The sequence below is a fragment of the Streptomyces sp. LARHCF249 genome (assembly GCF_052871255.1).
On sequence record NZ_JBIXJQ010000002.1, the window covers coordinates 15,782 to 39,896 of the forward strand.

Below are 24,115 nucleotides of genomic sequence, written 5' to 3' on the forward strand. Positions count from 1 at the left end.
ATGGCCGTTGCGGTGGGGCCCACCTGCCGTGCCCGTGTACGAACAGTGCCCAGGCCCGACCGGCAAGGAGACAAACCTCGGTGTCCGTCTTCAACAAGCTCATGCGTGCAGGCGAAGGCAAGATCCTGCGCAAACTGCACCGCATCGCGGACCAGGTCAACTCCATCGAAGAGGACTTCGTCAACCTCTCCGACGCCGAGTTGCGGGCGCTCACGGACGAGTACAAGCAGCGGTTCCAGGACGGCGAGAGCCTGGACGACCTGCTGCCCGAGGCCTTCGCGACGGTGCGCGAGGCCGCCAAGCGCGTCCTCGGCCAGCGCCACTACGACGTCCAGATCATGGGCGGCGCCGCGCTGCACCTCGGCCACGTGGCCGAGATGAAGACCGGTGAGGGCAAGACCCTCGTCGGCACCCTGCCCGCGTACCTGAACGCGCTGTCCGGCAAGGGCGTCCACCTGATCACGGTGAACGACTACCTCGCCGAGCGCGACTCCGAGCTGATGGGCCGGGTGCACAAGTTCCTCGGCCTGGAGGTCGGCTGCATCCTGGCGAACATGTCGCCGGCGCAGCGCCGCGAGCAGTACAACTGCGACATCACCTACGGCACGAACAACGAGTTCGGCTTCGACTACCTGCGCGACAACATGGCGTGGTCGAAGGACGAGCTGGTCCAGCGCGGCCACAACTTCGCCGTGGTCGACGAGGTCGACTCGATCCTCGTCGACGAGGCCCGCACCCCGCTGATCATCTCCGGCCCGGCCGACCAGGCCACGAAGTGGTACGGCGACTTCGCGAAGCTGGTGACCCGCCTGACCAAGGGCGAGGCCGGCCAGCCGCTGAAGGGCATCGAGGAGACCGGCGACTACGAGGTCGACGAGAAGAAGCGCACCGTCGCCATCCACGAGGCCGGCGTGGCCAAGGTCGAGGACTGGCTCGGCATCGAGAACCTCTACGAGTCGGTGAACACCCCGCTCGTCGGCTACCTGAACAACGCCATCAAGGCGAAGGAACTGTTCAAGAAGGACAAGGACTACGTCGTCCTCGACGGCGAAGTCATGATCGTCGACGAGCACACCGGCCGTATCCTCGCCGGCCGCCGCTACAACGAGGGCATGCACCAGGCGATCGAGGCGAAGGAAGGGGTGGACATCAAGGACGAGAACCAGACCCTCGCCACGATCACCCTGCAGAACTTCTTCCGCCTCTACTCGAAGCTGTCGGGCATGACCGGTACGGCCATGACCGAGGCCGCCGAGTTCCACCAGATCTACAAGCTCGGCGTCGTCCCGATCCCGACCAACCGCGACATGGTCCGCAAGGACCAGCCGGACCTGATCTACCGGACCGAGGTCGCGAAGTTCGCCGCCGTCGTCGACGACATCGCGGAGAAGCACGAGAAGGGCCAGCCGATCCTCGTCGGTACGACGTCGGTCGAGAAGTCCGAGTACCTCTCCCAGCAGCTGTCCAAGCGCGGCATCCCGCACGAGGTGCTCAACGCCAAGCAGCACGACCGTGAGGCGACGATCGTCGCCCAGGCCGGCCGCCGCGGCGCCGTCACCGTCGCCACGAACATGGCCGGCCGCGGTACCGACATCAAGCTCGGCGGCAACCCCGACGACCTCGCCGAGGCCGAGCTGCGCCAGCAGGGCCTGGACCCGGAGGAGCACATCGAGGAGTGGGCGCACGCCCTTCCCGCGGCGCTCACCCGGGCCGAGGCGGCCGTGAAGGCCGAGTTCGAAGAGGTCAAGGAGCTCGGCGGGCTGTACGTGCTGGGCACCGAGCGCCACGAGTCGCGCCGTATCGACAACCAGCTGCGCGGCCGCTCCGGCCGACAGGGCGACCCGGGCGAGTCCCGCTTCTACCTGTCGCTGGGCGACGACCTGATGCGCCTGTTCAAGGCGCAGATGGTCGAGCGCGTCATGGCCATGGCCAACGTGCCGGACGACGTGCCGATCGAGAACAAGATGGTGACGCGCGCGATCGCGTCGGCCCAGTCGCAGGTCGAGACCCAGAACTTCGAGACGCGCAAGAACGTCCTGAAGTACGACGAGGTCCTCAACAGCCAGCGCGAGGTCATCTACAGCGAGCGCCGCCGCGTCCTGGAGGGCGAGGACCTCCAGGAGCAGGTCCGCTTCATGATGGACGACACGATCGACGCGTACATCGCGGCCGAGACGGTCGAGGGCTTCGCCGAGGAGTGGGACCTGGAGCGCCTGTGGGGCGCCTTCAAGCAGCTCTACCCGGTGAAGGTCACCATCGAGGAGCTTGAGGAGGCCGCGGGCGACCGGGCGGGCATCACCGCCGAGTTCATCGCGGAGTCCATCAAGGACGACATCCACGAGCAGTACCAGGCGCGCGAGAAGGCGCTGGGCTCCGACATCATGCGCGAGCTCGAGCGGCGCGTGGTGCTGTCGGTGCTGGACCGCAAGTGGCGTGAGCACCTGTACGAGATGGACTACCTGCAGGAGGGCATCGGCCTGCGGGCGATGGCCCAGAAGGACCCGCTGGTCGAGTACCAGCGCGAGGGCTTCGACATGTTCAACGCCATGCAGGACGGCATCAAGGAAGAGTCCGTCGGCTACCTGTTCAACCTGGAGGTCCAGGTCGAGCAGCAGGTCGAGGAGGTTCCGGTGCAGGACGCGGCGCCGTCGCTGACGAAGGAGCCGGCCCGCCCGGAGATCCGGGCGAAGGGGCTGGACGCTCCGCAGCGCCCGGACCGGCTGCACTTCTCGGCGCCGACCGTCGACGGTGAGGGCGGCGTGGTCGAGGGCGACTTCGAGTCCGATGGCGCCGGTGGTGACGGTGACGGCATGACGCGGGCGGAGCGGCGGAAGGCCGCGAAGGCCTCCGGCGGGCGCCGCCGTAAGAAGTAGCCCCCGCGGGGGTGAGCTCGCCGGCCGGGCCGGACACACCGTGCGTGTGTCCGGCCCGGCCGCGTTGCGTCCGGCGTGGTGGCGTTGGCGGGTCCGGGGTTGCCGGTTCATGTGCGGGGGCCCTGGAGTTCTACTGCCGCGCAGCGCCAGCGGAGGTCCGGGCCCTGTTCGAGGCGGAACGCCATGGCCGTCATGCGGTCGCCCGTGGCGATGCGGGCGAAGGCCTCGATGACGCCAGGGCCGGGGGTGAAGCGGCCGCACTGGCGGACGACCGGGCGCAGGTCGTCGCGCAGGTGCTCCGCCGGGGCCAGGGTGACCAGCTGCTGGTAGGCGGGGCCGACCGTGTGGCCCAGGAGCGAGTGGACCGGCCGGAGGCCGCTGACGACGGCCAGGAGGCGGTCGGCGAACCAGTGGTGCGGGCCGGGCCGCAGGGCCCGGACCGGGGCGGCGGGGCGCCGGGTGTCGCGCCGGCCGGCGGGCCGGGTCCGGGAGTGGCCGCCGGTCCGGCGGCGGGCCGCCTCGCCGCCGATCGTGCCGCGCATCGTGGTGTCCATCGCGATCTGCCCCCATGGTCCGGGCCCGGAGCGGTACCGGGCGGTAACTTGATGGGGACCTTCTACGCCGGGCCGCACACGCTCCGCAATCGGCTGATCGCCGGCGTCCCGCCCCCGCCCCGGTTCACCTATCCGAGTGTCTGCAGCCCGCTGCCGGGGCCTCGGCGGCCACCCTCGGGGACCGGGGTGGACGCAGGGCGGTCCTGCTCCCGCACCCCGAAGGGGTACGAGGTCGTCACTCTCCCGGCAGGCCGGGGCGCAGTCGTATCCTGGGGGCGTTTCCGACTACCGAAAGCAGCCGGCCATGCGCGTGTACGTCCCCCTGACCCTCCCCGGGCTCGCCGAGGCGCACAAGGCGGGTGAGCTGGGCCCCGGCCCGCTGCGTGCGTACGCCGTCACCCCCGGGCTGCGCGAGTGGTACGTGTCGGACGACATCGAGGAGTTGGAGTACGCGGCCCTGAGCCGCGCGGCGGCCGCCTCGCTCCGCCTGATCGCCGCCGACCCGGCCGCACCGCCCCGGCGGGTCGTCGTCGCCGTGGACGTCGCCGACAAGGCCGCCACCGCCACCCCCGGCGTGGACGAGGCCACCCTCGGCCAGGTCGCCCTCGCCGACACCGTACGGCTCGCCGTGGCCGCCGCCGTGCACGTCGACGCCGGCGACGCCGAGGCGGACGTGGCCGCCGCCGCACGGGCCGTCGACGCCGCCGACGGCGGGGACGGCGACGCGCAGTTCACCGTGGACGGCGCCGAGGACCACGAGCTGCTCTGGTTCGGGGTGCAGGAGATCCCGGGGCTGCTGAAATGACGCCGTCGACCCACATCGTGTGGGACTGGAACGGCACCCTCCTCCACGACATCCACGCCGTCATCACCGCGACCAACGCCTCCTTCGCGGAGCTCGGCTTCCCTCCGATCACCCTCGAGACCTACCGCGACCTGTACGTCGTACCGGTGCCCAAGTTCTACGAGCGGCTGATGGGACGGCTGCCCACCGATGAGGAGTGGGTGGTCATGGACGACACGTTCCACCGGCACTACTGGGCCGCCGCCGAAGACGCCGGGCTCGCCGAAGGCGCCCGCGAGCTGCTCCGGGACTGGGAGCGCGACGGGCTCACGCAGTCCCTGCTGTCCCTCGCGCCCCACGACAAGCTCGTACCGCTGGTCCGCCTGCACGGCATCGACCGGCACTTCCTGCGCGTCGACGGGCGGACCGGGCCGTCCCACACCAGCAAGGCGGGGCACCTCGTACGGCACATGGCCGCCCTGGACGGGACGGGCGTGACGGCCGCGCGTACGGTCCTCATCGGAGACGCCGTGGACGACGCCCTCGCCGCGGCGCACGTCGGCGCCCGGGCCGTCCTCTACACGGGCGGATCGCACAGCCGCAGCAGTCTGGAATCGGCCGGTGTGCCCGTCGTCGACACCCTGGCAGAGGCCGTCCGCACAGCTCGGGAACTGGCCGAATAGCAACGGTTCCGCAGACGCGCCCGCGGCTCCTCCGCGTCGCTGTCCAGAACGTCAAAGTTCAACCTCAAGTTTTGTACACATCCATGACGTGTGCGGGGTGGGTGGAGATAGCCTGGTACCCGTGATCAGCGCGATAGTCATCGGGGGCACCGAAGCCTCCGGCCTGCGCCCGAGGCACCACCGTGCCCGGGCCCTCGCTGGTCCCCGCTGCCGGGACGTGGCGCCTATGGCTCATTCCCTCCCGGTCGGCTCTCCCTACGGCGCAGCGCCGATCCCGCACGGACATCCCGGCGCTCAGTGCTGTGCCATTTCTTCTTCACCACCTACGTCACGCAATGGCGCGTTGACAGGAGCCAGAGGACATGCAGACCAAGCTGGACGAAGCAAAGGCCGAGCTGCTCGCGCGGGCGGCCCGGGTAGCTGAGAACAGCCCGGCCGGGGGGCTACTTCCGACTGGGTCCGAGCCGGGGGAGCGTCCCGACCGGGACACAGTGCTCGCGTACCTCCAGCGCTATTACCTGCACACCGCCCCAGAGGACCTCTTGGACCGGGACCCGGTCGACGTGTTCGGGGGAGCGCTCTCGCACTACCGGCTCGCCGAGAACCGGCCGCAGGGCACCGCGAACGTGCGCGTGCACACGCCGACCGTCGAGGAGAACGGCTGGACCTCCAGCCACTCCGTCGTCGAGGTCGTCACCGACGACATGCCCTTCCTCGTGGACTCCGTCACCAACGAGCTGTCCCGCCAGGGCCGCGGCATCCACGTCGTGATCCACCCGCAGGTCGTCGTCCGCCGTGACGTCACCGGCAAGCTGATCGAGATCCTCGGCCCCGACTGCGACGCGCACGGCCCCAGGACCGCGCGCCCCCACGACTCCCTCGTCGAGTCCTGGATCCACGTCGAGATCGACCGCGAGACCGACCGGGCCGACCTCAAGCAGATCACCGGCGACCTGCTGCGCGTCCTGTCCGACGTCCGCGAGTCCGTCGAGGACTGGGAGAAGATGCGCGACGCCGCGCTGCGCATCGCCGACGGGCTGCCCGACGAGCCCACCGCCCCGGACCTGCGCGAGTACGAGCTCGAAGAGGCCCGCGAGCTGCTGCGCTGGCTCGCCGACGACCACTTCACCTTCCTCGGCTACCGCGAGTACAACCTCGTCGACGGCGACGCCCTCTCGGCCGTCCCCGGCACCGGCCTCGGCATCCTGCGCTCCGACCCGCACCACAGCGGCAAGGACGACGGCCACCCCGTCTCGCCGTCCTTCAACCGGCTGCCCGCCGACGCCCGCGCCAAGGCCCGCGAGCACCGCCTGCTGGTGCTGACCAAGGCCAACAGCCGCTCCACCGTGCACCGTCCCTCGTACCTCGACTACGTGGGCGTCAAGAAGTTCGACGCCGAGGGCAACGTGGTCGGCGAGCGCCGCTTCCTTGGCCTGTTCTCCTCCGCCGCGTACACCGAGTCGGTGCGCCGCGTCCCGGTCATCCGCCGCAAGGTCAGCGAGGTCCTCGAAGGCGCCGGCTTCGCGCCGAGCAGCCACGACGGCCGCGACCTGCTGCAGATCCTGGAGACCTACCCGCGCGACGAGCTGTTCCAGACCCCGGTCGACAAGCTCCGCGAGATCGTCACCTCGGTCCTGTACCTGCAGGAGCGCCGCCGACTGCGGCTGTACCTGCGCCAGGACGAGTACGGGCGCTACTACTCGGCGCTCGTCTACCTGCCGCGCGACCGCTTCACCACCGGCGTGCGGCTGCGCCTGATGGACATCCTGAAGGAGGAGCTCGACGGCATCAGCGTCGACTTCACCGCCTGGAACACCGAGTCGATCCTCTCCCGCATCCACTTCGTCGTCCGCGTCCCGCAGGGCAAGGAACTGCCGGTCCTCACCGACAGCGACGTCGAGCGCATCGAGGGCCGCCTCGTCGAGGCCGCCCGCTCGTGGGCCGACGGCTTCTCCGAGGCGCTGGTCGCCGAGCTCGGCGAGGAGCGCGCCGCCGAACTGCTGCGCCGCTACGGCACCTCCTTCCCCGAGGGCTACAAGGCCGACCACTCGCCGCGCGCGGCCGTCGCCGACCTGGTCCACCTGGAGAGGCTCTCCGCCAACGACCTCCCGTTCGCGCTCTCGCTGTACGAGCCCGTCGGCGCGGGCCCCGGCGAGCGCCGGTTCAAGATCTACCGCACCGGCGAGCAGGTCTCGCTCTCCGCGGTCCTGCCCGTGCTCCAGCGCCTCGGCGTCGAGGTCACCGACGAGCGCCCGTACGAGCTGCGCCGCGCCGACCGGGTCAGCGCCTGGATCTACGACTTCGGCCTGCGGATGCCCGCCGTCGGCGCCAACGGCGACGCGTACCTCGGTGACGACGCCCGCGAGCGCTTCCAGGACGCCTTCGCCGCGGTCTGGCAGGGCGAAGCGGAGAACGACAACTTCAACACCCTGGTGCTGAGCGCCGGGCTGAACTGGCGGCAGGCCGTCGTCCTGCGCGCGTACGCCAAGTACCTGCGCCAGGCGGGCTCCACCTTCAGCCAGGACTACATGGAGGACACCCTCCGCAACAACGTCCACACCACCCGGCTGCTGGTCTCCCTCTTCGAGGCGCGCCTGTCGCCCGGCCGCCAGGCCGCCGGCAGCGAGCTCGTGGACGCCATGCTGGAGGAGCTGGAGGGGGCCCTGGACCAGGTCGCCTCGCTCGACGAGGACCGCATCCTGCGGGCCTTCCTCACCCTCATCAAGGCCACCCTGCGCACCAACTTCTTCCAGGAGGCCCACGGCTTCGACTGGCACGACTACGTGTCCATGAAGTTCGACCCGCAGGCCATCCCGGACCTGCCGGCGCCCCGCCCGGCGTACGAGATCTGGGTGTACTCGCCGCGGGTCGAGGGCGTGCACCTGCGCTTCGGCAAGGTCGCGCGCGGCGGTCTGCGCTGGTCCGACCGGCGTGAGGACTTCCGTACGGAGATCCTCGGCCTGGTCAAGGCGCAGATGGTCAAGAACACCGTGATCGTGCCGGTCGGCGCCAAGGGCGGCTTCGTCGCCAAGCAGCTCCCGGACCCCTCCGTGGACCGCGACGCCTGGCTCGCCGAGGGCATCGCCTGCTACCGCACCTTCATCTCGGCCCTGCTCGACATCACCGACAACCTGGTCGCGGGCGAGGTCGTGCCGCCGCAGGACGTGGTGCGCCACGACGAGGACGACGCCTACCTCGTCGTCGCCGCCGACAAGGGCACCGCGACGTTCTCCGACATCGCCAACGGGGTCGCCGGCAATTACAACTTCTGGCTCGGCGACGCCTTCGCCTCGGGCGGCTCGGCCGGTTACGACCACAAGGGCATGGGCATCACGGCCCGCGGCGCCTGGGAGTCCGTCAAGCGGCACTTCCGCGAGCTCGGCCACGACACCCAGACCCAGGACTTCACGGTCGTCGGCGTCGGCGACATGTCCGGCGACGTCTTCGGCAACGGCATGCTGCTCTCCGAGCACATCCGCCTGGTCGCGGCCTTCGACCACCGGCACATCTTCCTCGACCCGAACCCGGACGCGGCCACCTCGTACGCCGAGCGCCGGCGCCTGTTCGAGCTGCCGCGCTCCTCGTGGGCCGACTACGACACCTCGCTGATCTCGGCGGGCGGCGGCATCCACCCGCGCAGCGCCAAGGCCGTCCCGGTCACCGCGCAGGTCCGCGCGGCCCTCGGCATCGAGGCGGGCATCACCAAGATGACCCCGGCCGAGCTGATGCAGGCGATCCTCAAGGCCCCCGTGGACCTGGTGTGGAACGGCGGCATCGGTACGTACGTCAAGGCCACGTCCGAGACGCACGCGGACGTCGGCGACAAGGCCAACGACGCCATCCGCGTCAACGGCTCCGACGTACGGGCCAAGGTCATCGGCGAGGGCGGCAACCTGGGTCTGACCCAGCTCGGCCGCATCGAGTTCGCCCGTACCGGCGCGGGCGGCGAGGGCGGCAAGGTCAACACCGACGCCATCGACAACAGCGCCGGCGTGGACACCTCCGACCACGAGGTGAACATCAAGATCCTGCTCAACGCGGTCGTGGCGGACGGCGACATGACCGTCAAGCAGCGCAACAAGCTGCTCGCCGAGATGACCGACGAGGTCGGCACGCTGGTGCTGCGCAACAACTACGCGCAGAACACGGCGCTGGCCAACGGCGCGGCGCAGGCCCCCAGCCTGCTCCACGCGCAGCAGCGCTTCATGCGCCGCCTGGAGCGCGAGGGGCTGCTCAACCGCGAGCTGGAGTTCCTGCCCACCGACCGGCAGATCCGCGAACTGCTGGCCAACGGCCGGGGCCTGACCCAGCCGGAGCTGGCCGTCCTGTTCGCCTACACCAAGATCACGGTGGCGGAAGAGCTCGTCCACACCGGGCTGCCGGACGACCCGTACCTGCGGCGCCTGCTCTTCGCCTACTTCCCGGCCGCCCTGCGGGAGAAGTTCCCCGAGCAGATCGACGGACACGCGCTGCGCCGGGAGATCATCACGACGCTGCTGGTCAACGACACCGTCAACACCGGTGGTTCGACCTTCCTGCACCGTCTGCGCGAGGAGACCGGGGCCTCCACGGAGGAGATCGTCCGGGCGCAGCTCGCGGCCCGCGAGATCTTCGGCCTGGCCGACGTGTGGGACGCGGTCGAGGCCCTCGACAACAAGGTCGCGGCCAGTGTCCAGACCCGGATCCGGCTGCACTCGCGGCGCCTGGTCGAGCGCGGTACGCGCTGGCTGCTGAACAACCGGCCGCAGCCGCTCCAGATCACCGAGACCATCGAGTTCTTCGGGGAGCGGGTCGGCCACGTGTGGGCCGAGCTGCCGAAGCTGGTGCGCGGCGCCGACCTCGAGTGGTACCAGTCGATCATGGACGAGCTGATCGGCGAGGGCGTGCCGGAGGAGCTGGCGGCCAAGGTGGCCGGCTTCTCCTCGGCCTTCCCGACGCTCGACGTCGTCGCCATCGCGGACCGCACCGGGGTGGCCCCGCTGGACGTCGCCGAGGTCTACTACGACCTCGCCGACCGCCTGGACATCACCCAGCTGATGGACCGGATCATCGAGCTGCCGCGGGCCGACCGCTGGCAGTCGATGGCCCGCGCCTCCATCCGCGAGGACCTGTTCGCGGCGCACGGCGCCCTGACCGCCGACGTGCTGTCGGTGGGCAACGGCAGCTCGACTCCCGAGGAGCGGTTCAAGGCCTGGGAGGAGAAGAACGCGGCGATCATCGGACGCGCCCGGACGACCCTGGACGAGATCCGCGGCTCGGACGACTTCGACCTGGCGAACCTGTCGGTTGCGATGCGGACGATGCGCAGCCTGCTGCGCGCGCACAGCTAGCCGTTACGGCGGAACGGGCCGGGCCCGGGACCTTATGGTCCCGGGCCCGGCCCGTTTGCGCGGGTCAGCGGCCCTTGGTGAAGGATTCGTACGCGTCGCAGACCTCGTCCGCCGGGCCGTCCTTGCGCAGGACGCCCGATTCCAGCCAGATGGCGCGGTCGCAGGTCTCGCGGACCGTGTTGATGCCGTGGCTGACGAGGAAGACGGTGCCGGCGCGTTCGCGGAGTTCCTCGATGCGGTCCTGGCTGCGCCGCTGGAAGGCGGCGTCGCCCGTGGCCAGGGCCTCGTCGATCATCAGGACGTCGTGGTCCTTCGCGGCGGCGATGGAGAACCGGAGCCGGGCGCCCATGCCGGAGGAGTACGTGCGCATGGGCAGCGAGATGAAGTCGCCCTTCTCGTTGATGCCGGAGAAGTCGACGATGTCCTGGTAGCGCTCCTTGATCTGCCCGCGGCTCATGCCCATCGCGAGGCCGCCCAGTACGACGTTGCGCTCGCCGGTCAGGTCGTTCATCAGGGCGGCGTTCACGCCGAGCAGCGAGGGCTGGCCGTGCGAGTAGACCGCGCCCCGGGCCACCGGCTGGAGTCCGGCGATGGCCTTGAGCAGGGTGGACTTGCCCGAGCCGTTGGAGCCGATGAGGCCGATGGCCTCGCCCTTGTACGCGGTGAAGCTGACGCCCTTGACGGCGTGCACCTCACGGATGCCGGGGGCGGGCTCGCGGGAGAAGAGCCGGCTGAGCGCGGCGGTGGCGCCCCCTTTGCGGCTGCCGCCGCCGTGGACCTTGTAGACGACGTGGACCTCGTCCGCGATCACGGTCGGGATGCGGGTCTCGGTTGCGGTGTCAGCCACGTCCGTACTCCTCCTCGGCCTTCCAGAAGTAGATGAATCCGCCGACGCCGGCGAGCAGCGCCCAGCCGGTGGCGACCGGCCACACGTGGTGCGGGAGCGATTGCGCGGTGAAGCTGTCGATCAGGGAGTAGCGCATCAGGTCGATGTAGACGGCCGCCGGGTTGAGCTTGAGCACCATCGACACCCAGTGCGGCAGGTGGTCCGTCTTGAGCATCTGGTCGATGGACCACATGACGCCCGAGGAGTACATCCAGGTGCGCAGGACGAACGGCATCAGCTGGCTGACGTCCGGGCTCTTGCTGCCGATGCGGGCCATGACCATGGCGCAGCCGGCGGCGAAGACGGCCGTCAGCAGCAGCGTCGGGACGGCCACGAGCCAGGAGGGGCTCGGTGTCTGGCCGAAGGCGAGCAGCAGGATGACCAGGGCGCCCATGGTGACCAGCAGCTGCTGGAAGAGCTGGACGACGGTGGAGATGGGCAGGCTCGCGCGGGGGAAGTGCAGGGCGCGGACCAGGCCGAGGTTGCTGTGGACGGCGCGGGTGCCGGCGTTGACGGAGCTGCCGATGAAGTCCCAGACGAAGACGCCGGTGATCAGGAACGGCACGTAGTCGGGCACGCCGTGGCTGGCGTGCATGACGAGGCCGAAGATGAAGTAGTAGACCGCCGCGTTGAGCAGCGGGGTCACCAGGTGCCAGACCTGGCCGAGCTTCGCCGTGCTGTACGTGGCCTGCATGCGGGCGGTGGCGTACGCCGTCACGAAGTGGCGCCGGTCCCAGAGCTCCGCGATGTAGCGGGGGAGGGAGGGGCGGGCGCCGCTGAGGGTGAGGCCGTGGGCGGCCGCCAGTTCCGCGGGCGTCGCGGGCGTCGCGGGCGTCGCGGGCGTCGCGGGGGCGGTCGGGGGTGCGGTCGCGGTGGTCACAGGGGTCGCTTTCGCCGGGGTCCAGGGCGTCAAGCAACGAGGGGACGGGTCCGTATCGTCGCTACGGCGAGGTTAGGTCGTCGTTCGTCGGAACGCAACCGTATCGTCGTGACGCGGGCGCAGCTATGCTCTGTGCATGACCACGGATCCTGCCGACACCGTTGCCGCCCCCGCCCGCCGTGCCCCCGCCGGGGCCGCCGTCCTGCGCGAGGACGTGACCGAGGCGATCAGGGAAGCGGTGGTGGAGGAACTGGCCGCGGTCGGCTTCTCCCGGATGTCCATCGAGGGCATCGCGCGGCGGGCGGGCGTCGGGAAGACCGCGGTCTACCGGCGCTGGAAGTCCAAGCTGCACCTGGTGCTGGACCTGGTCGGCGCCTTCGCGGTGGACGGCCTGCCGGTACCGGCGACGGGCTCGCTGTACGGGGACGTACGGGCCCTGCTGGAGGTCATGTCGCACGTACTGCGGCACCCGGTGGCCTCGGCGGTCATCCCCGACCTGCTGGTGGAGGCGGCCCGCAACCCGGAGATCGCCGAAGCGGTGCGCGGGGCCCTGCTCGACGGCCAGCACCGCATGGCCCAGGGCATCGTCGCGGACGCCGTCGCCCGCGGCGAACTCCCCGGGGGCATCAGCCCCGACCACGCCCTCGACCTGCTGATCGGCCCGCTCTACTGGCGCCAGGTGGTCGTCCGCGACGCGGTGACCCCCGCCCACCTGGACACCCTGGCCCACCAGGTGGTCGCAGGCCTGAAGGCGGCCCCCGAACCCGCCTGAGGGAGCGCTACGGCCAGACCTGGGCCAGGGTGGGTTCCGGGGACGGGGTGGGGGCCGCGGGGGTGGGGCGGCGGTCTTCCAGGGGGGTGACCGCCGGGATCGGGGTGGACTGGCCCAGGAAGACCCGGCGCACCACGCGCTCCGCCGCGTGGCCGTCGTCGTACGAGCAGAAGCGCGCGCGGAACGCCGCGCGGAGCTGGGCCGAGCGGGAGCCCTGCCAGTGGCCCGTGGCGAAGATGTCCACCAGCTCGTCCTCGGTGCGGGCGATGGCGCCCGGCGGGCACGCGCGCAGGTCGAAGTAGGTGCCGCGGGCCGCCTCGTACGCCTCCCAGTCGTCCGCGTGGATCACGATCGGCCGGTCCAGCGCCGCGTAGTCGAACATCAGGGACGAGTAGTCCGTGACGAGCGCGTCGGAGGCGAGGCAGAGCTCCTCCACCGAGGGGTGGGAGGAGACGTCCAGGAGGCGGGGGTGGCCCTCCACGGGTGACCGGCCGTCCGCGTCGGCGTACGTGAGGTGGGTGCGGGTCAGGATCGTGAAGCGCGGGCCGAGGTCGCGCAGGACCCGCTCGAAGTCGAGGTGGTCCGGCCGGCTGCGCCGGTAGTCGCGGTGCGTCGGCGCGTACAGGATCGCCGTCGAGCCCGCCGGGATGCCGAGGCGTGCGCGCAGCTCCAGGACGTCGGCCTGGGTGGCCCGGTGGAAGACGTCGTTGCGCGGGTAGCCGTACTCGAGGGTGATGTAGGAGGAGGGGACGGCCTTCTCCCAGACCAGGGTGGAGTGCCGGTTCGCCGAGAGCAGGTAGTCCCACTGGTCGGCGCCGCGCAGCAGGCCCGCGAAGTCCGTGGTCGGGGTGGCCGCCGGCCGGTCCTGGAGGTCGAGCCCGACCCGCTTGAGCGGGGTCCCGTGCTGGGTCTGGACGACGATCTGGCCCGGGCGCTTGACCAGGGTCCGCTCGAAGTTGACGTTCGTGACCAGGTACGTGGCCCGGGCGAGGGCCGTCCAGTACGCCGCTGAGCCCGGGCGCAGCAGGGCCGTCTCCCGGGGGAGCGTCGCGGCGTGCCGCGGGTCGCAGATCCAGGCCGTGCGCATCCGGGGCGCCAGCTCCCGCAGCTTCGCCTCGATCGCCGCAGGGTTGCAGGCGTAACCGCCGTGCCAGTACGCGGAGAAGACCGCGAGCTCCGGGCGCAGGGGAAGGAGGCGCTGGATCCGGTAGTGCAGGCGCAGGGCGCTCTCGCGCAGCCCCCGCCGCAGCGCGGAGCCTGCGCGCCCGGCGCTCAGGCCGGCCGAGCGGAGGGACGACAGCAGCCGGTACGTGCGCCGGGTGCCCAGCCGCATCAGGAGATGGCGGATCCGGTCCGTCCGGGACAGGCACAACGGCTGTGCTCCGGGGGCCCGGTAGCGGCGCAGCAGGGCGGAGGCCCGGCTGAAGAACTCGGCCCGGCTCGCACGCGGGAGGCGGCGCGGGTCGGCATACAGGGCGCAGAAGTGCTCGGCCATCCGCCGGTGCACGGCGGGGCGCCAGCGCTCCAGCTCGGGGCGGCCGGCGAGGTAGGAGAAGACCCGGTCGTACTGGTCGAAGATGTCCAGGTGGCGGCGGCTGGAGGTGGTCAGGATCGAGCCGGTGCGGCGCTGTCGGTAGTGGACGCAGACCCGGTCCAGGACGGCGACGGACTCCGCGGCCAGCAGCGCCGGGTAGGTCCAGGGGGTGTCCTCGTAGAAGCCGGACGGGAACCGGAAGCCCTCGCGCTCGACGTACTCGCGGCGGTACGCCTTGTTCCACACCACCATCAGCATGCCGAGCAGGGCCGGCCGGTCGGCGAGGCGGAAGCTGGCCGGGCCCTCCTCGGACAGCCGGTGCGAGAGGCGGTTGCGCATGACCTCGCCGGTCCAGAAGGTGCGCGCGTAGTCGTAGACCAGGACGTCGGGGGAGCCGGTGGCCTTCAGCCGGTCGGTGATGGCCTGCAGGGCGCCGGGGGCCAGGGTGTCGTCGCCGTCGAGGAAGAGGAGGTAGTCGCCGGTGGCCCGGGCCAGGCCCGCGTTGCGGGCGGGGCCCAGCCCGAGGTTGTGCGGCAGGTGCACGGCGGTCACGCGCGGGTCCCGTGCCGCGTACTCGCCGATGATCGAGCCGCAGGCGTCCGGGGAGGCGTCGTCGACCGCGATCAGTTCCAGATCCGGGTACGACTGCGTCAGGACCGAGTCCAGACTCTCCTGGAGGTACGCCTGGACCTTGTACGCGGGCACGATGACGCTGAACCGGGGCACGGCACATCCAGGGGTCGGCGCGGGCATATGGCCCAGGAACCCCTGGTGTGGTGTTCGGGTTACGCAGCGTGTGGCAATCGGGTTACGCAGCGTCAACGCCGCACGTCGGCCGACGTCCGCCGACGCCGGCCGCGTGATCCGCTACTTGATCGCCCCGGCCATCACCCCCGAGACGAACTGCCGCTGGAAGGCGAAGAAGACGACGAGCGGAATGACCATCGACAGGAAGGCGCCGGGCGCCAGCACGTCGATGTTGTTCCCGAACTGCCGTACCTGCTGCTGGAGCGCCACCGTCACCGGCGGGTTCGCGGAGTCCGCGAAGACGAGCGCGACGAGCATGTCGTTCCACACCCACAGGAACTGGAAGATGCCCAGCGAGGCGATGGCCGGGCCGCCCAGCGGCAGCACCACCCGGGCGAACAGCCGCAGTTCGCCCGCTCCGTCCAGGCGGGCCGCCTCCAGCAGCTCGCGCGGGATCTCCGCGAAGAAGTTCCGCAGGAGGAACACCGCGAACGGCAGCCCGAAGGCGGTGTGGAAGAGCACGACGCCCGCGGTGGTCTCGAACAGCCCGATGGCACCGAAGAGTTCGGATACCGGGATCAGCGCCACCTGCACCGGGACGACCAGCAGCCCGACGACGACCAGGAAGAGCCAGTCCCGCCCGGGGAACTCCAGCCAGGCGAAGGCGTATCCGGCGAACGCGCCCAGGACGAGGACGAGCAGGGTCGCCGGGACCGCGATCGCGACGGTGTTCAGCAGCGAGCCGGTGATCGTGTCGTTCGCCAGCAGCCGCTCGTAGTTGCCGGCCGTCAGTCGCGCGGGCGCGGTCAGCACCTGCCACCAGCCGCCCTTGTTCAGGTCGGTGGGGGAGAGGAAGGAGGAGATCAGCAGGCCGAGGGTGGGCAGCAGCCAGAAGAGCGCGGCGGCGACCAGGAACACGCGCAAGGCCCCGCCCGCCGCGCGTGCGGCCAGTCGGCCGATCGTGCCGTCCGTGCCGTTCACCGGGCCCCCTCCTTCCGCAGCCGACGGATGTTCACCAGCATCACCGGGACCACCAGGACCAGCAGCAGCACGGCGATGGCGCTGCCCAGGCCCGGATCGGCGTCCGTGCCGAAGGAGGTCCGGTACAGCTGGAGCGCGAGCACGTTCGCGTCGTCCTGCACCGCTCCCGGCGCGATGACGAAGACCAGGTCGAAGATCTTCATCACGTTGATGACGAGCGTGACCAGCACGACCACCAGTACGGGCGCGAGCATCGGAACGGTGATCCGGCGGAACACCTGCCACTCGTTCGCCCCGTCCACCCGCGCCGCCTCCAGCAGCTCCCGCGGTACGGCGGCCAGCCCGGCCCCGATCAGCACCATCGCGAAACCGGCCCACATCCACACGTACGCCCCGATGACCGCCGGGGTGACCAGCCCCGGGCCCAGCCACTGGACCCCTCCGTACGCCTCGCGGAAGTTCGCGGCGGGCAGCCGCAGCCGGGCCCCGTCGGCCTTCGCGGACAGCGTGAAGGTCCCGTCGGCGCGGGCCGTCGCCGTGTCGACGACCCGGCCGTCCTTGACCGCTTCGATCCGCATCCCGGCGAAGGCCTGCTCGGCCGGGTCGACCGCGTTCGTACGGCCGCCCCCGCCGCGGGTGAAGTCCTGCCAGGCCGTCCCGGTGACCTTGCCGGGCTCGGCGGCGGCGGCCACGGCCGTACGGGTGCCCTCCGGCAGGGCCTCCGGGGCCACGCCGACCAGCGGCAGCAGCACCGGGGTGCCCGCCCGGACGGGATCGCGGGTCACGAAGGCGCCCCCGCCGGCGTCGGCCAGCGGGGAGTCCCGGCCCGGCCGGGCCTTGGGGAAGGCCGAGGACTCCGCGAAGGTGTCGTGGACCCCGACCCAGACCGCGTTGGCGACCCCCCGGTCGGGGTCGTGCTCGTAGACGAGGCGGAAGATGATGCCCGCCGCGAGCATCGAGATCGCCATCGGCATGAACACCAGCAGCTTGAACGCCGTTCCCCAGCGCACCCGTTCGGTGAGCACCGCGAAGATCAGGCCGAGGGCGGTGGCCGTGGTCGGGGCGAGCACCACCCACAGCGCCGTGTTCTTCAGGGCGGTGCGGATGGTCGGATCGCGCAGGATCTCCCGGTAGTTGTCGCCGCCGACGAACGCGGACCCGGGACGGTCGAAGAAGCTGCGGTAGACCGAGTAGCCGATGGGGTGCACGACGAGTGCGCCGAGCAGCACGAGGGCCGGCAGGAGGAACGCCGCCGCTATCAGGCGGCGGCGCCTGGCCTCGGCCGAGCGGGCACCGCTGCCCGCCGGGGCGGCCGGGGCGGTGGCCGGGGCGGTGGCCTTGACCGTCACCGGAATCAGTTCCCGTAGGCCTTGGCCGCGTCCGCCTCCAGTTTCGCCTGGGTGCCCGCCACGTCCGACGGGTTCGCCAGGAAGTCCTGGAGGGCCTTCCACTCACCCGCGCCGGGGGTCCCGCCGAAGGCCGCCGGAGCCTGGTCCGACATGTCGAAGCGGAAGTCGTCGCCCGCCGCGATCAGCGCCTTGGCGATGTCGCGCTGGATGTCATTGGGGTACGCGGCCATGTCGACCGCCTTGTTCGGGGAGATGAAACCGCCCTCGCGGGCCTGGATGGCGGCCGCGTCCGCCGAGGCCAGGAAGGTCAGCAGCGCCTGCGCGCCCTTCGACGGCTTCAGCGCCACCGCGACGTCTCCGCCCGAGACCACCGGCGCCTTGGCGCCGACGGCCGGGAACGGGAAGACGAGCGCGTCCGTGCCCACCTTCGCCTCGGTCTGCGCGATGTTCACCGCCACGAAGTCGCCCTCGTAGACCATCGCGGCCGCGGGCCGGTCGCCACCGGTGAAGGTCTGGGTCACCGACTTCGGGAACTCCGTGGACAGGGCCCCGCTCGGCCCGCCCGCCAGGAAGTCCTTGCGCCCGAACAGCTCGCCCAGCGTGGTCAGGGCCTGCTTGACGCTGTCGTCCGTCCACTTGATCTGGTGCTTGGCCAGCTGGTCGTACTTCTCCGGGCCGGCCTGGGAGAGGTAGACGTTCTCGAACCAGTCGGTGAGGGTCCAGCCGTCCGCGCCGGCCACGGAGACCGCCGGGACGCCGGAGGCGGACAGGGTGTCGGCCGCGGTCAGCAACTCCTTCCAGGTCGCGGGGGGTTTGACCCCCGCCGCCTCGAAGGCCTTCGCGTTGTACCAGATCAGCGACTTGTTCGCGGCCTTGTAGTACACGCCGTACTGGGTGCCGCCGACGGCCCCCAGCGACTTCCAGCCCGCCGAGTAGTTCTTGTCGAGCTGCGCCTGGGCCTCCGGGCCCACCGGCTGCGCCCACTTGTTCTGCACCGCCGAGACCAGGGCCCCGACCTGCGGCAGCAGCGCCACGTCCGGCGGCGCCCCGCCCGCGATCTTCGAACCGAGGAAGGTGACGATCGGGTCCTGGGCCGGGACGAAGGTGACGGAGGCCCCCGTCCGCTTCTCGAACTCCTTGAGGACCTTGGTGAAGTTCTCCTGCTCCGGTCCCGTCCAGACCGCCGCGACCGCCAGCTTCTCGCCGTTCAGCTGGGGTAACGCCACCCCGGGGGTCTGGACCGCACCGCCCTGGGCCGGCTGGTCCTTCCCGCCGTCGCCCCCTCCGCACGCGCCGAGCGTGAGCGCGCCCGCCGCGGCCAGTGCCGCCCAGCTGAGTGTCGTACGGCTCGTTCCGTGCCTGCGCATGGTTCTGCCCCCGATGCCCGTGGTGTGTCCCGGACCACAAGGTCTACGCCGACCCGCGCGCCCTCGCAATAGCGCCTCGCAGAGGCGGGGTGGGGTTCGGGGAACCCCCTACGGCGCGGCCGGGAACAGCACGGGTATCGCGGAGACCAGGTGCGAGGCCCGGTCCAGGGCACTGGCCAGCAGCGCGAGGTCGGTCGGTCCGTTGCCCAGCTCGCGCACCGGGCGGCGGGCCGGTGGGTCGCCCATCCGCTCCCACTCCACCGGCACCACGGTCGGCCGCTGGGTCGCCGTCCTGGGGATCCGGCCGGTGACCCGGCCCGCCTGGAAGGGCACCGTCCGGCCGTCCGGGTAGCGGAGCAGACCGCGGCCGGGGCCCGGCTGGTCGGGAGCGTCGAGTTCCACGCGCAGGGTCGACAGCCGGGCCAGGACGGTGTCGGCCGTCCGGTCCGGGCGGGCGCTGGTGGCCACCAGGTGCACCCCGAGCCGGGCGCCCTCGCGGGCCACCGCCTCCAGAGCGCGGACCACCGAACCGGCGGCGGGCCGGCCGGTGCTGCCGAGACCCGGCGCGACCAGCGCGTCGAAGTCGTCCACCAGCACCACCAGACGGGGCAGCGGACCGGGCCCGGCCGGATCGGTACGCGCCGCCGACAGCGACGAGCGCAGCCGCAGCGTGCCCGAGCGCTGCGGGTCGAGGTCGCCGCGCAGCTCTGCCTCCGAGGGGCGGCGCGGCGAGACCATCCGGTCGGAGAGCTCGCGCCGCGCGTGCCAGTCGGCGAACGGCGTCCCGTCCAGCAGCTCGGCACGGCGCTTGAGCTCGGCGCCCAGCGCCTGGGCGAATTCCCGCATCCGCAGCGGGTCGGAGGCCACCAAGTGGGCTGACACGTGCGGGAGCTCGGTGCAGGGGAGCAGCCCGTCGCCGCGTTCGCCGCCCGCCCCGTCGAGCAGGACCAGCCCGAGCCGGTCGGGCCGGGCGCCCGCCGACAGCGAGGCGGCCACCGACCGCAGCAGCTCGGTCCGCCCGCTGCCGGCCGGTCCCTCGATGAGCAGGTGCGGGCCGTCGTGGACCAGTTCGGTGCCGACCGGGCCGCGCCGTCCGCTGCCCAGCACCAGCTCGACCAGGCCGCCGACCGCCTGCCCCTGCTCGGTGGCGGCCGCCCAACGGGCCATCAGGGAGGCCGGGGTGGCCCGTGCCAGCCCCAGCTCGTCCAGCAGCCGGGCGGTCGCGGGCAGGGTGGCGGCGGCCGGCCGGCGGGGCTCGGCGGTGCCCGCGCCGTCGGCGCGCAGCGGTGCCAGGGCCCGGGCGAACCGCTCGGCCCAGGCCGCGGACACGGCGTCGGCGGTGGCCGTCGTGCCGCTCGGGTCCGGCCTGCCGCCGCGGACCGCGAAGGTCCGCACGGTCGTGGCCACGTCCCCGCTGAGCAGTGCGACCGCGCCGCAGTCCCGGAAGGCCGGGGTGCTCGCGCAGGCGGCCTCGTACGTCTCGGCGACCGGGGAGGCGGGCGTGGCGGGCGGAGCCTCGGCCAGGGCCAGGACGTGGATCCCGGCGGCCGGGCCGTGCGAGGCGAGCCGCCCGGTGAGGTCGCGCAGCGCGCCCGCGCCGGGATCGCCGTCCAGGACGAGGAGGGTGTACGGGCCTTCGTAGGCGTCGGCGGCCTGCCGCACCCGCTCGGGATCGGCGGCGGCCCAGTGCGTGCCGAGCGGGCTGTCGTCGAGGCGCCGGGTCAGCTCACCGGCGCGGGCGGCCGCCTGGTCGCGGTCGTAGGCGAGCAGCAGCCGGCAGTCCTGGCCGTGCGCGGGCCGTACGTGGGGCAGCCAGCCGAGCCAGCCCCAGTCGCGGCGCCGCTCGGCGAGGGGGCGCGCCCGGTCGGTGGAGACCAGCACGATCTCCAGCTGCGCCGGCGCGTGCAGCCCCGCCAGCTGCGCGACCACCCAGCGGGCCAGCCCCGCCAGCCGGGCGCGCGGGCCGGCGATGCCGAGGGCTCCGACGGAGCGCAGCGACACCCGGCTTCCGGCGCCGAGCCCCACGTCCAGTACGCCGGAGTGTCCCGGCGTACGGGACCACAGGCGCTCGGTGGGGCCCAGCGCGGCCAGCAGCAGCGCGGCCGGGTCGTCGGGGTCGGGTACGGCGGCGGTGGCGGCCACGGCGGCCGGCCCGGCCGGGGCCTCGGCGGCCTCCTCGCCCCGCACCCACTTGCGGGCCCAGGCGCCGAGCCCCTTGCGGCGGCCGGCGGCCGGTTCGCCGGGGGCCGGCTCCGGCGCGGCCGCGCGCTCTCCCGTGTCGGAGTCCCCGGCGTACGGGTCCGGGGCGGAGCCGGGGGTGCCGGTCCAGCCCGCGCCCGGCAGGGCGGGGCGCGATGCCGGGGGCGGGCTCGGTGCGGCGGCGGCGGAAGCGGCGGGGGCTGCGGCGGAGCCGCGGCCGCCGAGGGCCAGGTGGCCCTCCAGGTCCGGGGTCACCGGCAGCGCGGCGGCGGTCGCGGGGGCCAGCCGCAGGGTGGACTCGCCCACCCGCAGCAGCCTGCCCGGCGGCAGGGCCACCGGCTGCGGGCCCACCGGGGAGCCGTCCAGCGTGGTGCCGTTCGTCGAGTCCAGGTCGGCCACCGCCACCCGACCGTCCCACATCACGGTCACCGCGCAGTGCAGCCGGGACACGTCGGGGTCGTCCAGCGGGACGTCGGCGTCGGCGGAGCGGCCCACCTTGATCTGCCCGCTGTGCAGCAGGTGCACCCCGCCCGCGTCGGGACCGGCCACCACGTGCAGTTGGGGCGCGCCGAGGCTCTCCTCGGGCAGGACGTCGGGCACCGGTCCGTGCAGGGCCACCACCGCCCCGTCCACCAGCGGCGGTTCGCCCAGCACCCGGCGCTGGAGGTCGAGCCGCTCGGCTCCGGCGTAGAGGATCACCGTGCCCCCGGTGTCGGGTCCGCCGACGGTCGCCGCGAGCCCGGAGGCGACCGCGGCCAGCGCGGTGCCGGCGGGCGCGGTGACGAGCACGTCACAGCTCACGGGGGCGGTCGAGGGCTGGTGGCCGCTGCGCGACCCAAGGACGGTCAGCCGGATCTGCATCGCCGTCAGCGGTCCCTTCTGCGCGGTGCGCGGTGTGTGTGCCCGGCAGGGGAACGACGGCACATCACAGCCCGACCGCCCCCCGCCCGGCACGGACGCGTCGTCCGGTCAGGTCTGCCGGAAGGCGCGGCTCCCGCCCGTGCCGTTCCGTACGGGTGCATCCTCGCACCTGTCACGGACAACACGCCCGGCACCCGCCGACAATTGATCTTGAACGGTCGCGGCACGGCGCGGACCTCACCCGGATCGGACAGCCGGTGGGGGAAAATCGCCCCCGGCATACCCCCCAAACATCACCCTTCGCACATATGTGCGGCAACCAACCTCCGGCGGCCGACGTCCTTCATGGGGACACCCCCTAGAGTGGGTCGGAAAATCCGGACGACAGAAGACGACAGCAGGGGAGCGCGAGACGTGCGGCCAGTCGGCAGCAAGTACCTGCTCGAGGAGCCGCTCGGGCGCGGCGCCACGGGCACCGTCTGGCGCGCCCGCCAGCGGGAGACCGCGGGCGCCGAGGCGGCCGTCGCCGGGCAGCCCGGCGAGACCGTGGCCATCAAGGTCCTCAAGGAGGAGCTGGCCCAGGACGCGGACATCGTCATGCGCTTCCTGCGGGAGCGCTCCGTCCTGCTGCGCCTGACGCACCCCAACATCGTGCGCACCCGCGACCTCGTGGTCGAGGGCGATCTGCTGGCCCTGGTCATGGACCTGATCGACGGCCCGGACCTGCACAAGTACCTCCGCGAGAACGGCCCCTTCACCCCCGTCGCCGCGAGCCTGCTGACCGCGCAGATCGCGGACGCGCTCGCCGCCAGCCACGCCGACGGCGTGGTCCACCGCGACCTGAAGCCCGCCAACGTGCTCGTCGACGAGCGCGGCGGACAGATGCGGCCGATGCTCACGGACTTCGGCATCGCCCGCCTCGCGGACTCCCCGGGGCTGACCCGCACCCACGAGTTCGTCGGCACCCCGGCCTACGTGGCTCCCGAATCCGCCGAGGGCCGCCCGCAGACCTCCGCCGTCGACATCTACGGCGCCGGCATCCTGCTCTACGAGCTGCTCACCGGCAGGCCCCCGTTCGCGGGCGGCACCGCGCTCGAAGTGCTCCACCGCCACCTCAGCGAGGACCCGCAGCGCCCCGCGTCCGTCCCCGAGCCGCTGTGGACCGTCATCGAGCGCTGCCTGCGCAAGGAGCCGAACGAGCGGCCCAGCGCCGAGAGCCTGGCCCGCGGGCTGCGCGTGGTCGCCGCCGGCATCGGCGTGCACTCCACGGCCGCCGAGGTGGAGGCCGCGCTCGGCGTCGGCGCGCTGCTCGCCCCCGACCCCTCGCCGGCGCCGGTCCCCGAAACTCCCGGCATCGTGGGCGCCGCGGACGCCACCCAGGTGCTGCCCGCGGGCGCCGCCTCGCCCATGGGCGCGTACGACCCGAACGCCATGACCAGCGTCATGCCCCCGGTCGGCGCGGCCGGCGGGGCGGACCCGACCTCGGTGATGCCGCCCGTGCTGGGGGCACCTCCCGGGCCGCCAGGCCCAGGGGGACAGCCGGACCAGCCGCACCCGTGGGAATCGCAGATGCGCGCCGCCCGCGACCGCAACGAGCAGACGCAGATGCAGTACCTCGACCCGAGCGAGGACCCGCTGCGCCGCCGCCCGCAGCGGCAGGCGCCCCCGCCGCCGCAGCACCGGCCCCAGCAGCCTCCGCAGCAGCAGTACCAGCAGCCGCAGCAGCCGCAGTACCGGCAGCCCCAGCAGCGGCCTCCGCAGCAGCAGTACGCGCCCCCGCCGCCTCCGCAGCACTACCAGCCGCAGCAGCACCAGCCTCAGCCGTACCAGCAGCCGCAGCCCCCGCAGCAGCCCCAGTACCGGCAGCCGCAGCCGCCTCCGCAGCAGCAGCCCCCGCAGGGTCCGCCGCCCCGGCAGCAGGCCCCCCGCGAGCCGCGGCGCCGCAGCGCCAACCCGGTGCGGATCCCCGGCCTCGGCTGCCTCAAGGGCTGCCTGGTCATGATCCTGCTGTTCGTCGTGGCGGGCTGGCTGATCTGGGAGCTCACCCCGCTCCAGGAGTGGGTCGGCACCGGCCGGGGCTGGTGGGACCAGCTGTGGACGTGGGGCTCCGACATCGCCGACTGGATCGGCGCCATCGGGGACGCCGCGGGCTCGACCCAGCCCTGAAGCGGACCCCGTAGCGACGAGTTCGTGGATTTGTCGACTTCTGGGACGTGATTTCGCCCGCAGAAGTCAAGGTCGCCGCGAATCCGGGCCCCTGCTGGCCTCCAACGGCCACCCGGCCGCGTAGCTTTGGTGCGTACGCCAGCCGCTGA

General features: G+C 72.5%; 14 protein-coding genes. 6 read left to right on the plus strand and 8 right to left on the minus strand.

Annotated features, from left to right (window positions below; translation table 11 throughout):
* Positions 1-80 precede the first annotated feature (80 nt).
* On the plus strand, positions 81-2,873 hold the full coding sequence (gene secA / locus ACIPUC_RS04910; RefSeq protein ID WP_446586811.1) for a preprotein translocase subunit SecA: 2,793 nt from the start codon (positions 81-83) through the stop codon (positions 2,871-2,873).
* Positions 2,874-2,980: 107 nt separating this feature from the next.
* Here secA and ACIPUC_RS04915 read toward each other — a convergent pair whose 3' ends face one another.
* Complete coding sequence (locus ACIPUC_RS04915; protein WP_446586812.1) at positions 2,981-3,427, minus strand: Rv3235 family protein; 447 nt, start codon at positions 3,425-3,427, stop codon at positions 2,981-2,983.
* A gap of 304 nt (positions 3,428-3,731) precedes the next feature.
* On the opposite strand from ACIPUC_RS04915, the gene ACIPUC_RS04920 reads away from it, so the two are divergent.
* The 3 genes from ACIPUC_RS04920 (at position 3,732) to ACIPUC_RS04930 (ending at position 10,224) form a co-directional block, all read left to right on the plus strand.
* Complete coding sequence (locus ACIPUC_RS04920) at positions 3,732-4,232, plus strand: DUF6912 family protein (RefSeq protein WP_446586813.1); 501 nt, start codon at positions 3,732-3,734, stop codon at positions 4,230-4,232.
* The gene (locus ACIPUC_RS04925; protein WP_446586814.1) at positions 4,229-4,894 is read left to right on the plus strand and encodes an HAD family hydrolase; all 666 of its coding nucleotides are present in this window, start codon (positions 4,229-4,231) and stop codon (positions 4,892-4,894) included. The genes ACIPUC_RS04920 and ACIPUC_RS04925 overlap by 4 nt, the downstream gene beginning before the upstream one ends.
* Before the next feature lie 362 nt (positions 4,895-5,256).
* Positions 5,257-10,224 carry an NAD-glutamate dehydrogenase gene (locus tag ACIPUC_RS04930; RefSeq protein ID WP_446586815.1) on the plus strand — a complete coding sequence of 1,656 codons (4,968 nt, stop codon included), beginning with the start codon at positions 5,257-5,259 and terminating at the stop codon, positions 10,222-10,224.
* Between the two features lie 64 nt (positions 10,225-10,288).
* Here the strand turns inward: ACIPUC_RS04930 and ACIPUC_RS04935 are convergent, their stop codons facing one another.
* A complete protein-coding gene (locus ACIPUC_RS04935) occupies positions 10,289-11,071 on the minus strand; it encodes an ABC transporter ATP-binding protein (protein ID WP_446586816.1) in 783 nt (260 codons plus the stop codon).
* Positions 11,064-11,990 carry an ABC transporter permease gene (locus ACIPUC_RS04940; RefSeq protein ID WP_446586817.1) on the minus strand — a complete coding sequence of 309 codons (927 nt, stop codon included), beginning with the start codon at positions 11,988-11,990 and terminating at the stop codon, positions 11,064-11,066. The genes ACIPUC_RS04935 and ACIPUC_RS04940 overlap by 8 nt, the downstream gene beginning before the upstream one ends.
* A 136-nt stretch (positions 11,991-12,126) precedes the next feature.
* Here ACIPUC_RS04940 and ACIPUC_RS04945 point away from each other — a divergent pair, with 136 nt between their 5' ends.
* Positions 12,127-12,762 carry a TetR/AcrR family transcriptional regulator gene (locus tag ACIPUC_RS04945; protein ID WP_446586818.1) on the plus strand — a complete coding sequence of 212 codons (636 nt, stop codon included), beginning with the start codon at positions 12,127-12,129 and terminating at the stop codon, positions 12,760-12,762.
* Between the two features lie 7 nt (positions 12,763-12,769).
* On the opposite strand, the gene ACIPUC_RS04950 is transcribed toward ACIPUC_RS04945, so the two are convergent.
* From ACIPUC_RS04950 to ACIPUC_RS04970, 5 genes are all read right to left on the minus strand, one after another.
* Positions 12,770-15,022 carry a bifunctional glycosyltransferase/CDP-glycerol:glycerophosphate glycerophosphotransferase gene (locus ACIPUC_RS04950; RefSeq protein WP_446586819.1) on the minus strand — a complete coding sequence of 751 codons (2,253 nt, stop codon included), beginning with the start codon at positions 15,020-15,022 and terminating at the stop codon, positions 12,770-12,772.
* Between the two features lie 141 nt (positions 15,023-15,163).
* On the minus strand, positions 15,164-16,024 hold the full coding sequence (locus ACIPUC_RS04955) for a carbohydrate ABC transporter permease (RefSeq protein WP_446586820.1): 861 nt from the start codon (positions 16,022-16,024) through the stop codon (positions 15,164-15,166).
* Entirely contained in the window at positions 16,021-17,373 is a 1,353-nt protein-coding gene (locus tag ACIPUC_RS04960) for a carbohydrate ABC transporter permease (protein ID WP_446586821.1), read from the minus strand. The genes ACIPUC_RS04955 and ACIPUC_RS04960 overlap by 4 nt, the downstream gene beginning before the upstream one ends.
* Before the next feature lie 5 nt (positions 17,374-17,378).
* The gene (locus ACIPUC_RS04965; protein ID WP_446586822.1) at positions 17,379-18,740 is read right to left on the minus strand and encodes an ABC transporter substrate-binding protein; all 1,362 of its coding nucleotides are present in this window, start codon (positions 18,738-18,740) and stop codon (positions 17,379-17,381) included.
* Between the two features lie 108 nt (positions 18,741-18,848).
* Positions 18,849-21,800: an FHA domain-containing protein gene (locus ACIPUC_RS04970; protein ID WP_446586823.1), complete on the minus strand. Its 2,952-nt coding sequence runs from the start codon at positions 21,798-21,800 to the stop codon at positions 18,849-18,851.
* A gap of 414 nt (positions 21,801-22,214) precedes the next feature.
* Between ACIPUC_RS04970 and ACIPUC_RS04975 the strand changes: the two genes are divergently transcribed.
* On the plus strand, positions 22,215-23,966 hold the full coding sequence (locus ACIPUC_RS04975) for a serine/threonine-protein kinase (protein WP_446586824.1): 1,752 nt from the start codon (positions 22,215-22,217) through the stop codon (positions 23,964-23,966).
* The last annotated feature ends 149 nt before the right edge of the window (positions 23,967-24,115 follow it).

Excerpts from the sequence above, each read along its gene's own strand:
- ACIPUC_RS04970 (WP_446586823.1), bottom strand. The coding sequence starts at position 21,800 with ATGCAGATCCGGCTGACCGTCCTTGGGTCGCGCAGCGGCCACCAGCCC.
- ACIPUC_RS04945 (WP_446586818.1), top strand. The coding sequence starts at position 12,127 with ATGACCACGGATCCTGCCGACACCGTTGCCGCCCCCGCCCGCCGTGCC.
- ACIPUC_RS04930 (WP_446586815.1), top strand. The coding sequence starts at position 5,257 with ATGCAGACCAAGCTGGACGAAGCAAAGGCCGAGCTGCTCGCGCGGGCG.
- ACIPUC_RS04915 (WP_446586812.1), bottom strand. The coding sequence starts at position 3,427 with ATGGACACCACGATGCGCGGCACGATCGGCGGCGAGGCGGCCCGCCGC.
- ACIPUC_RS04920 (WP_446586813.1), top strand. The coding sequence starts at position 3,732 with ATGCGCGTGTACGTCCCCCTGACCCTCCCCGGGCTCGCCGAGGCGCAC.
- ACIPUC_RS04925 (WP_446586814.1), top strand. The coding sequence starts at position 4,229 with ATGACGCCGTCGACCCACATCGTGTGGGACTGGAACGGCACCCTCCTC.
- ACIPUC_RS04965 (WP_446586822.1), bottom strand. The coding sequence starts at position 18,740 with ATGCGCAGGCACGGAACGAGCCGTACGACACTCAGCTGGGCGGCACTG.